Origin of the sequence: Streptomyces sp. KL116D (assembly GCF_030766975.1) — a bacterium.
Lineage (GTDB): Bacteria > Actinomycetota > Actinomycetes > Streptomycetales > Streptomycetaceae > Streptomyces > Streptomyces longispororuber_A.
Genome location: NZ_JASERH010000123.1, coordinates 23,240 through 32,994 on the forward strand (window position 1 = coordinate 23,240; position 9,755 = coordinate 32,994).

Genomic DNA, 9,755 nt, shown 5'->3' on the forward strand with positions numbered 1-9,755 from the left:
AGCGCGGTGATGCACGGCACCGGTCGACCCCCGCAGGCCCGCGTTCCGCTGGCGGTCGTCGTGATCGATCAGGCGGGCCGCGTCTCGCACTGGGCACCGGCGCCCGCCGGCTCTTCGGCCCGGCCAGGGACGAGGCGGTGGGCCGCCCGCGACCGACCTGATGCCCGTGTCCGGCGCGCTGCCGGACGTGCGTGAGCCCACCGACCTGCCGCGCGCGGCGCGTTCGACCTCGCGGGACACGATCTGGAGGAGTCGCTCGGCGGACACACCTCCTACCCGGCGGCGGGCCGCGCCAGGCTCGACACCAGCGCGGGGCCGCGGAACCGGATCGACGTGCTGTGGTGGGCGTACCCGCTGGTGGGCCCCGGCCCCGAGCGGATGCTGGTGCTCGCCGCCGACGCCGAGCGGCTCAGCGGGGACGGCGGCGACAGGGAGACAGTGGTGTCAGCGGGGACCGGGAGCGCATCGCCCCCGGTTTCGCCCTGCACACCGACTTCCCTGGCCGCCGACGAGCTGGCCCCGCGGCCTGCCCGAGATCCTGCCGAGCATGAGCGTCGGCGAGAGCGCCCGGATCGTCTCCCAGGTGCTCGAACTCTCGGCTATCCCGTACTGGAGTTCAGCCAGCACGACCGGGTCCCCGTCACCGCGGACTGGGGCGTCTCGCGGCGCACCGAGCGCCAGGAGCGGCGGGCCGCGGCGGCCCGGGCGGCGGCGACGGGAGTGCCCTCGCCGCGCGCACCGCTCGACGACACGGCCGAGGACATCGAGTACGCGGCGGTGCGCGAGCGGCTCGAATTCTCAACGAGGTGAGCGGGCGCATCGGTTCGTCCCCTCGATCTGGCGCGGACCGTCTTCGAGGTCAGCCGGGCCGTCGTGCCCCGCTTCACCGACGTCGCCGGCACGTACCTGCGCGAACAGGTCGTCGCGGGCGAAGGGTTCCCGGAGGGCCTCGCCGGACGCCACGACCATGTGGCACCGCGTCGCCCTGGAGCACACCGACGAACCGGGGCGCTGGGACGACGTGGTGCCCGTCGGCGAGTCGATGCCGTTCCCGGTGCACACCCCGTTCTTCCAGTGCATGACGAGCGGCGACCCGGTGCTCGTGCCGTACATCTCGGAAGAGATGGGCAACGCGATCGCGTCGCAGTTCGAGAAGCGCGACATCCGGCCGCTGATCACGCACCGCTCGATGCTCGTCGTCCCGCTCAAGGCGCGCAACGTCGTCCTCGGGTTCATGATCCTGCTCCGCCACCAGGAGCGGCCCGTCTTCAACGACATGGACCGCGTCACCGGGAGCCGAACTCGCCGCGCGCGCCGGGCTCGTGCTCGACAACGCGCGCATGTACATCGTACCAGGAGTCCGTCGCCGAGACGCTCCAGGACAGCATGCTGCCGCACATCGAACCGCACATGCCGGGCTGTGACATCGCCACCCGCTATCTGCCCGGCACGCTGCTCGGCCGGGTCGGCGGCGACTGGTTCGACGCCGTCAAACTGCCCGGCGCCAGGGCCGCGCTCGTCGTCGGCGACGTGATGGGCCACGGCCTCAACTCGGCCGCGATGATGGGGCAGTTGCGCACCGCCGTGCAGACGATGGCCGCCCTCGATCTGCCCCCGGCCCAACTCCTGCGCAACCTCGACGACTTGGCGCAGCGGCTCGGCGACACCTATCTCGCGACGTGCCTGTACGCGGTCTACGACCCGATCGTCGGCGAGCTGCACCTGGCCAACGCGGGGCACATCCTGCCGGTGATCGTGCGGGCCGCCGACGGCCGCAGCGAAGCTCCTCGAACTGCCGACGGGCGCGCCCATCGGCGTCGGCGGAGTGCCCTTCGAGGCCGCACGGGTCCCGGTCGCGCCCGGCGACCGCCTGGTGACGTGCACCGACGGCCTGGTGGAGGTGCGCGGCGAGGACATCGGCGTGGGCCTCGCCACGCTCTGCGAGTCCGCCGCCCACCCTGCCGCCTCCATGGACGACGCCTGCGACACCATCATCCGGTCGCTCGGCGCGCGCGGCGGGCGCAAAGGACGACGTGGCCCTGCTGCTGGTCCGGATGGCCGGGATCGAGAGCGGGGACGTCGCGCACTGGGAGCTCGCGCCGGACCCGTCCGAGGTGCCGCGGGCCCGTGAGCTGGTCCGTGAACAGCTCCTGGAATGGGGCCTGCTGAGCATCGAACGGACGGCGGAGCTGATCGTGAGCGAGCTGGTCACGAACGCCGTGCGGCATGCCCGCGGCGGCCCGGTCCGGCTGCGCCTGGTGCGCTCGGGCACACTGCTGTGCGAGGTCGAGGACGCCGACCACACGCTGCCGAGCCTGCTCGGCGCGGGCCCGGGCGTGGAGTTCGGACGCGGCCTGCGCGTGGTGGCGCACCTGGCGCGCGAATGGGGCACGAGCCGTACGGCGACCGGCAAGACGGTGTGGTTCGAGCTGACGGCCCCGACGGCGCGGCTGACGCGCGGCCGACCGGCGCACACCTCTCGAACGGCGGGTGAAGGTGTGTGCGCGCGACTTGTGGGGGCGGGCTCCGAGCGGTAGACCGAGCTGACGCTCCGTCGAGTCCGCCGCCGTGCTCCCCGAGGTCCCATGAGCGTGACCGAGCGCTACAGGAAGGCGTGGGAGGGCTTCTGGGAGGACGCCCCCGAGGAGCCGGGCGGCGTCTTCTGGGACGCCGAGCCCGCCCTCACCGCGGGACTCCACCTGGCCCCTCTTCGAACCGGAGTTGGCGGCCGCCGGACTGCCCCTCGTGGACCTGGGATGCGGCAACAGGGACGCAGACCCGGTTCCTCGCCGACCGCTACCCGAAGGTCGTCGGCGCCGACCTGTCCGCCGCCGCCCTCGATCGGGCCCGCCGCGCCGACCCCGCCGAACAGGCCGACTACCGGCAGATCGACGCGACCGACGCCGGTCAGGTCGGACCGATGCACGCCGAGCTGGGCGACGTGAACGTGTACGTACGCGGCGTGCTGCACCAGTGCGAGCCCGCCGACCGGCAGGCCCTGATCGACGCGGTCGCGGCGCTCGTCGGCGACCGCGGCCGCGCCTTCGTCGTCGAACTGTCGGAGCGCGCCCGGCCGGTCCTCCAGGAGCCTCGCCAGGAACCCGGCGGGGCCGCCGCCCAAGCTCGCCCCCTGTCTTCGCGCACGGCATCGCGCCCGGCGAGGTCTCCGACGCCGCCGTGCGCGACTACGTCACCGAGGCGGGCCTGGAGGTGTTCGCCTCGGGCGAGCTGCCGCTGACCACGACCGAGTTCACCGCCGACGGCAGCCGGATCGAGCTGCCGTCCACCTGGCTCGTGGTGGGACGGGCCGCCTGACACCGGGACGCGCGCCCGGCGCCGGTGCGGCCCGCACCGCGCTGACGAGCGGGAACTGCGCCTTACGAGTGTGACATTGGTCTATGCCACTGAGAGTTATCCACAGGCCTGGTGAGGTGTGCCCGGATCCGCGTACGGTTCTGGCCATGAAGATCCTCATCAGTGCCGACATGGAGGGCGCCACGGGTGTCACCTGGCCGGCGGACGTCCTGCCGGGCACACCGCAGTGGGAGCGCTGCCGGTCGATGTTCACCTCGGACGTGAACGCGGCGGTGCTCGGCTTCTTCGACGGCGGCGCCGACGAGGTGCTCGTCAACGAGGCGCACTGGACGATGCGCAACCCTGCTCCTGGAGCAGCTCGACGACCGCGTGGAGATGCTCACCGGACGCCACAAGGCGCTCTCCATGGTGGAGGGCGTCCAGCACGGTGACGTCGACGGCATCGCGTTCATCGGCTACCACGCGGGCGCCGGCATGGAGGGCGTCCTCGCGCACACGTACCTGGCTAACCAGATCACGGGCGTCTGGGTGAACGACGTCCGCGCCAGCGAGGGCCTGCTGAACGCCCACGTGGTGGCGGAGTACGGCGTCCCCGTCGTCCTCGTCACCGGCGACGACCACGCCTGCGACGACGCCCTCGGCTATGCGCCGGAGGCCCGCAAGGTCGCCGTCAGGACCATGTCTCCCGGTACGCGGCCGTCTGCCGCACCCCCCGCCCGCACCGCCGCCGACATCCGGGCCGCGGCCAAGGACGCCGCGTCGATCGCGGTGCGCCACGAGCCGGTCCGCGGCGGCCCGTTCACGGTGGAGGTCGAGTTCGACGCCGAGCACCTCGCCATGGCGTCCACCGTCGTCCCCGGAGTGCGCCGGACCGGCGAGCGCAGGATCTCTTACACGCACGAGACCATGTACGAAGGCATCCGCACCTTCAAGGCGGTCACCACGATCGCCTCGGCCGCGGTGGAGGAACAGTATGGCTGACGCATTTTCCGGGACCGTGGACCAGCAGGCGCTCGACGAGGTCGTGACGTTCACCTCCGAGCTGATCCGGATCGACACCACGAACCGGGGCGGCGGCGACTGCAGCGAGCGGCCCGCCGCCGAGTACGCGGCGGAGCTGCTCGCCGGCGCGGGCCTTGAGCCGACGATCCTGGAGCGCACCCCGGCCGGGGGCAACGTGGTGGCCCGCATCGAGGGCACCGACCCGTCCGCCGACGCCCTCCTGGTCCACGGCCACCTGGACGTGGTGCCGGCCGAGGCCGCCGACTGGAGCGTGCACCCGTTCTCCGGCGAGGTCCGCGACGGCGTCGTCTGGGGGCCGGGGCGCCGTCGACATGAAGAACATGGACGCGATGATCCTCGCGACCGTACGGCGAGTGGGCCCGCGTCGGGTACCGGCCGCGGCGCGACATCGTCATCGCGTTCACCGCCGACGAGGAGGCCAGCGCCGAGGACGGCTCGGGCTTCCTCGCCGACCGGCACGCCGGCCTCTTCGAGGGCTGCACCGAAGGCATCAGCGAGTCCGGCGCTCTTCACCTTCCACGACGGCAGCGGCAAGCAGCTGTACCCGATCGCGGCGGGGAGCGCGGCACCGGCTGGCTGAAGCTCACCGCGCGCGGCAAGGCGGGCCACGGCTCCAAGGTGAACCGGGCGAACGCGGTGCAGCCGGCTGGCCGCCTCCGTCGCCCGCATCGGCGAGCACGAGTGGCCGCTGCGCCTCACGCCCACGGTCCGCGCCGCCCTGTCCGAGATGGCGGCCGTCTACGGCATCGAGGCCGACGTGGACGCGCCGGACCCTCGACGTCGACGCACTGCTCGGCCGGCTCGGGTCCGGCCGCCGACCTCGTCGCGCCGACCGTGCGCAACAGCAGCAGCGCGACGATGCTGTCCGCCGGCTACAAGATCAACGTGATGCGCCGGGCGAGCCGTCGCGCGTCGACGGCCGCTGCTGCCGGGACCGAGGACCGAGTTCAGGGCCACCCTCGACGCCCTCACCGGACCGGACGTCGACTGGGAGTACGAGCACCGGGAGGTCGCCCTCCAGGCGCCGGTCGACCTCGCCCACGTTCGCGCGGGATGCGGGCGGCCGTCGAGGGGTTCGCGCCCGAGGGGCACGTCGTGCCGTACTGCATGTCGCGGCGGCACGGACGCCAAGCAGTTCTCCCGCCTCGGCATCACGGGCTACGGCTTCGCGCCGCTCAAGCTCCCGAGGGCTTCGACTACCAGGCGCTCTTCCACGGTGTGGACGAGCGGGTGCCGGTGGAGGCGCTGCACTTCGGCGTGCGGGTCCTCGACCGCTTCCTGCGCACGGCATAGCGACACGGCGAGCACGGCGACGGACTAGGAAAACATGGCGGACGCGAAGACACATGGGGGCCTCGGAACAAATGGGGGCGGGGACATGGTGCACACACCAGGCATACGGAGTCCTGGCCGTCGCCGATCGACGCCGCACTGGCCGCGGCGCACGACGGACAGCCCGAGTACGTCGGCTTCGTCGGCGACGAGGCGTGGTGGACCGACGCCGCGGCCCACCGAGGCGGGCCGCCGCGTCGCTGGTCCGGCGCCGCCCGGACGGCACGGAGCAGTCGGTGCTGCCCGCGCCGTGGAACGTCCGCAGCCGCGTCATCGAAGTACGGCGGCCGCCCCTGGGCCGGTGCCGAGCGCATCGAGGGCCGCCTCTGTCGTCTTCGTGAACTTCGCGACCAGCGCCGTACGCGTGACGAGCCCGCGGAGACCCCGCGGGCACCGCGCCCGCTCACCCCCGTCTCGCCGGTCGGCGGCGGCCTGCGCTGGGCCGACCCGCAGCGCCGGACCGGGGCGAGGTCTGGTGCGTCTGGAGGAGTTCACCGGCGAAGCCCGGCGACGGCGCCGTGGTCGCCGCCGTCCCGCTCGACGGCTCGGGCCGCCGAAGCGCGCGACGCCGTGCGGGAACTGACCGACGGCGCGCACCGGTTCGTGACCGGGCCCGGCTCCGCGCCCGGACGGACGGCGCGCCGCCTGGATCGCCTGGGACCACACTCGCTGATGCCGTGGGACGGCACCGAGCTGCTGCTCGCCGAGGTCCGCGCGGACGGCGTGCTCGGCCCCCGCGCAGACCGTCGCAGGGCGGGCCCGAAGAATCCGTCTGCCAGGTCAGAGTCGGGCCCCCGACAGGACCCTCCTGTACTCCGGTGACGCGAGCGGCTGGTGGAACCTTGCCGGCTCGACGTGCGCGGCGGCTGGGAGAATTGCCGCCCGCCGACGCTGCCGCCCGGCGCGGCGCGGACGTCCGCACCGGCTCCCGCGTCCGTGCCCACCACGCCGCAGGGCGCCCTCGCCAGCACGCGCGCCGCGGCTCGCCGCTGTGCCCGCGCGACGAGGAGTTCGGCGGGCCGCTGTGGAAGCGGCCTGAGCTGGTTCAAGCCGCTGGACGGGCGGACTCGTCGCCGTCGTCGCACGGCGTCGGCGCCAACGCTCGCTCGAGCATCCTCGGGCGGAGACCGAGCGAGCTCGTCGGCGCGGCTGACATGGACCGCGTGGGGCCACGCCGGACGCGGTGCACGGCGCCCGCGTCGTCGGCGTCGCCGCCAGCCCCGCGCAGCTCGGCTACCGAGTCGTCGAGCTCGACACCGGCACCGGGCCGCGCGCGCGATCATCGGCGCCGCCCACGACCGACCCCGTCGACCCCGCCTACTACCCCGAGCAGATCCGCACCTTCACGGGCCCGACGGGCCGCGACGTCCACGCCCACATCTACCCGCCGCACAACGACCGCGTCGCCCCCGACGACGGAAGACTCCCGCCGTATCGTCACGTGTGGGCGCACGGCGGCCCCACCGGCCACGCACTCGTCCTCGACCTGGAGATCGCCTACTTCACCTCCCGCGGCATCGGCGTCGCCGGGTCAGCTACGGCGGCTCCACCGGCTACACGGCCGGGAGTACCGCGCGGCTGCCGCGAGCAGTGGGCGTCGTCAGGCGTCGAGGACTCGCGCCGCCGACGCGCGCGCCCTCGCCGCCGAGGCACCGCCGGCGACCGCCTCGCCGTCGCGCGGCGGCGGCGCCGGCGGCTGGACCAGCGGCGCCTCCCTCGCGCCACCACCGGCGTCTACGCCTGCGGCACCATCAAACTACCCGATCCGTGGTCTGGACCTCACCGGCTGGAGCCGCGGCGAGACCCACGACTTCGAGTCACGCTACCTGGAGACGCTCGTCGGCCCGCGCGCCGGGTGCCCGCCCGCTACCGCGGGCCGCTCGCGCGCCCAGCGCCGACCGGCTCGCGCTTCCCTGCTCCTCCAGGGCCTCCGACGACGTGATCTGCCCGCCCGCCCAGTAGCCGAGCGCTCCTCGCAGGTGGAGCGCGAGGGCCGGCGAGCGTGCCGCACGCCTACCTCCGCCTTCGAGTGCGAGGGCCACGGCTTCCGCCGCGCCGGCACCGTCGTGCCGCGCGCACTGGAGGCCGAACTGTCTAGCTGCGTCGCGTTCGGCCTCCATCCGGATCGGACGTGCCGCTGCGCTGGAGCTCACCAAGTGACGGCCGGCCCCTCGCCCCGCTGCCCGCCGCCCGGCTGCGTGCCCGGCGCCCGCGTCGCCGTCGTCGCGAGCGGGCCGGTCCCCGCCGACCGGCTGCAGACCGGGCTCGACATCCTGCAGCGGCTGGGACCTCGAGCACGCGCCCGCGGCGCACGTCCGTCGACCGTCCACCCCGGGCCCGGCTACCTCGCGGGCACCGACGCCGTACCGGGCCCGCCGACCTCCAGCGCGGCCTGGTGCGACCCGGACGACCGACGCGGTGATCTGCGCCCGCGGCGGCTGCGCGCGCCCAGCGGATGGTCGACCTGCTCGACTGGGACGCGATGCGCGCGGCGCGCCCCAAAGGTCTTCGTCGGTGCAGCGACGCCCACCCGCCCTGCACGGGCGTTCGCCCTGCGCCTCGGGCTCGCCACCTGCACGGCCCGATGGCCGGCGCGTTCGACTTCCTCAAGAACGCCCGTTGAAGGGGCCCAGGGGCCACGCCGAGCCGAACCGTGCGGACGATCGCCGCGCCCGAGGGGCCGGGTCTGGTGCCCCGGCACCGCGCGCGGCGTCACCGCTCGCGCAGGTGCCTCTCGCTGCTCGCGTCGATGGCCTACGGGCACGCCGTTCGCCCGGCGGTCCGGCATGCGGGGCGGGCTTCTGCTGTGCCTGGAAGGGACGTGGGCGAGGAGTCGTACCGGCTCGACCGCTATCTGACCAGCTTCCACGCGGGCCGGGTGGTTCGACGAGGGTGGCCGGGGTGCTGCTCGGCTCCTGGGCGGAGTGCGACGATCCCGGACCTGCCGGCGTTGCTCTCCCGACCGGCTGCAGACTGAGCTCGGGGTGCCGGTGATCGACGCGTTCGGCTTCGGGCACGGGGACGGGGGCGCTGACCGATGCCGTTCGGGATCGAGGAGCGAAGCTGGACACGACGGCCGGGACGCTGACGCTGGCGGTGCCTGCACTGGCCTGAAGAAGGGTCTGAGAGGGCTGGCGCCTGAAGGGCGGCGGTCGGGCGCCGGGCCGACGGGCCATGCTCGCTGCCTCGCGGGAGCGGCGTCGACGGTCGGCGCACGCGATTCAGGCGTAGTGGTCCTCCGTTCTCCAGCATGCCCCGCGAATAGCTCATCGAGTGCCGCGTACTTCTCGTCGCCGAGAAAGTACGCGCCGCTGCTGGTGCAGGTAAGAAGAACCGGCCGGACTCGTCGGAGGACCGTCCCCCGTCGTAGGTGTCGTGCGCGACGGGAAGAGCTTCGTCCCCAGTCCGTCGGCGAGTTCCTGGACGTCCTCCGCGGCGCCCCCCGGTACATGAGGCGCGGGGCGAACTCCCGCACCCGGTCGTCGGTGGAGGCGTGCCGGAGGCGCCACGAGACCATTGACGATGCTCGCGCAGGAACGCGAGCGAGGCTCGACGGTCCCGAGACGGCCACCGTCGGCGCGGAAGTCCGCCAGGACGCCCGCCACCTCGGCGCGGCTAGGGCCCCCTGTCTCCCAAGATCCATACCTTTACGACGCGGCACGCGCTCTCGCCGCACCGGGCGCAAGGCTGGCTACGGTCCAGTACGAGCCTTTGGGCGGCACGCCGAGAGCACGCGCTATGCGCCAGCGAAGCCGCCCTTTCGGGCGGACGGAGGGATCTGGAGACGGGCCTCGGTCGTCACACCGGCGCCCCGGGTGCCACCCGGCAGCCGACAGCCAGGCATCCACCGCCGCGACTTCAGCACGGGCACGCTTTCCTGTCCCCTCCTCGTCCCCTCCTGCCGCCGTCGTTCACTCTTTCCCTTCCTCGGTCCCAGGGCCGTGACGCCGACGGGCGGCAGGGTCCCAGTGGCGGAGCGGAGTGCAACTCGGCACGGTACGTGCCGTTCGCCCCGGCCGCCCCTCCACGGAATATCCCCACGCACCCCCATTGACCCTCGACTGACACGCGTCACACCATGACTC

General features: G+C 73.8%; 3 protein-coding genes and 4 pseudogenes. All 7 read left to right on the forward strand.

What is annotated here, in order from left to right:
* Positions 1–9 precede the first annotated feature (9 nt).
* The 7 genes and pseudogenes from RBJ77_RS45585 to RBJ77_RS45615 all read left to right on the forward strand — a co-directional run bounded on the left by RBJ77_RS45585 (position 10) and on the right by RBJ77_RS45615 (position 7,612).
* Positions 10–2,537: pseudogene (locus RBJ77_RS45585) on the forward strand (SpoIIE family protein phosphatase).
* Between the two features lie 48 nt (positions 2,538–2,585).
* Positions 2,586–3,315: pseudogene (locus RBJ77_RS45590) on the forward strand (class I SAM-dependent methyltransferase).
* Between the two features lie 146 nt (positions 3,316–3,461).
* Positions 3,462–3,746 (forward strand): M55 family metallopeptidase, encoded by a 285-nt coding sequence (locus RBJ77_RS45595; protein ID WP_372350336.1) that lies wholly within the window; start codon positions 3,462–3,464, stop codon positions 3,744–3,746.
* Complete coding sequence (locus RBJ77_RS45600; protein WP_372350337.1) at positions 3,691–4,296, forward strand: M55 family metallopeptidase; 606 nt, start codon at positions 3,691–3,693, stop codon at positions 4,294–4,296. Before RBJ77_RS45595 ends, RBJ77_RS45600 begins: the two co-directional genes overlap by 56 nt.
* A pseudogene (locus RBJ77_RS45605) lies at positions 4,289–5,631 on the forward strand (M20/M25/M40 family metallo-hydrolase). Before RBJ77_RS45600 ends, RBJ77_RS45605 begins: the two are co-directional and overlap by 8 nt.
* A 138-nt stretch (positions 5,632–5,769) precedes the next feature.
* Positions 5,770–6,515 (forward strand): annotated as a pseudogene (locus tag RBJ77_RS45610) (S9 family peptidase); the annotation flags it as partial.
* 338 nt (positions 6,516–6,853) lie between these two features.
* Complete coding sequence (locus tag RBJ77_RS45615) at positions 6,854–7,612, forward strand: hypothetical protein (protein WP_372350338.1); 759 nt, start codon at positions 6,854–6,856, stop codon at positions 7,610–7,612.
* Positions 7,613–9,755: the final 2,143 nt, after the last annotated feature.

Coding starts and splice junctions, on each gene's coding strand:
- RBJ77_RS45595 (WP_372350336.1), top strand. CDS start 3,462: ATGAAGATCCTCATCAGTGCCGACATGGAGGGCGCCACGGGTGTCACC.
- RBJ77_RS45600 (WP_372350337.1), top strand. CDS start 3,691: ATGCTCACCGGACGCCACAAGGCGCTCTCCATGGTGGAGGGCGTCCAG.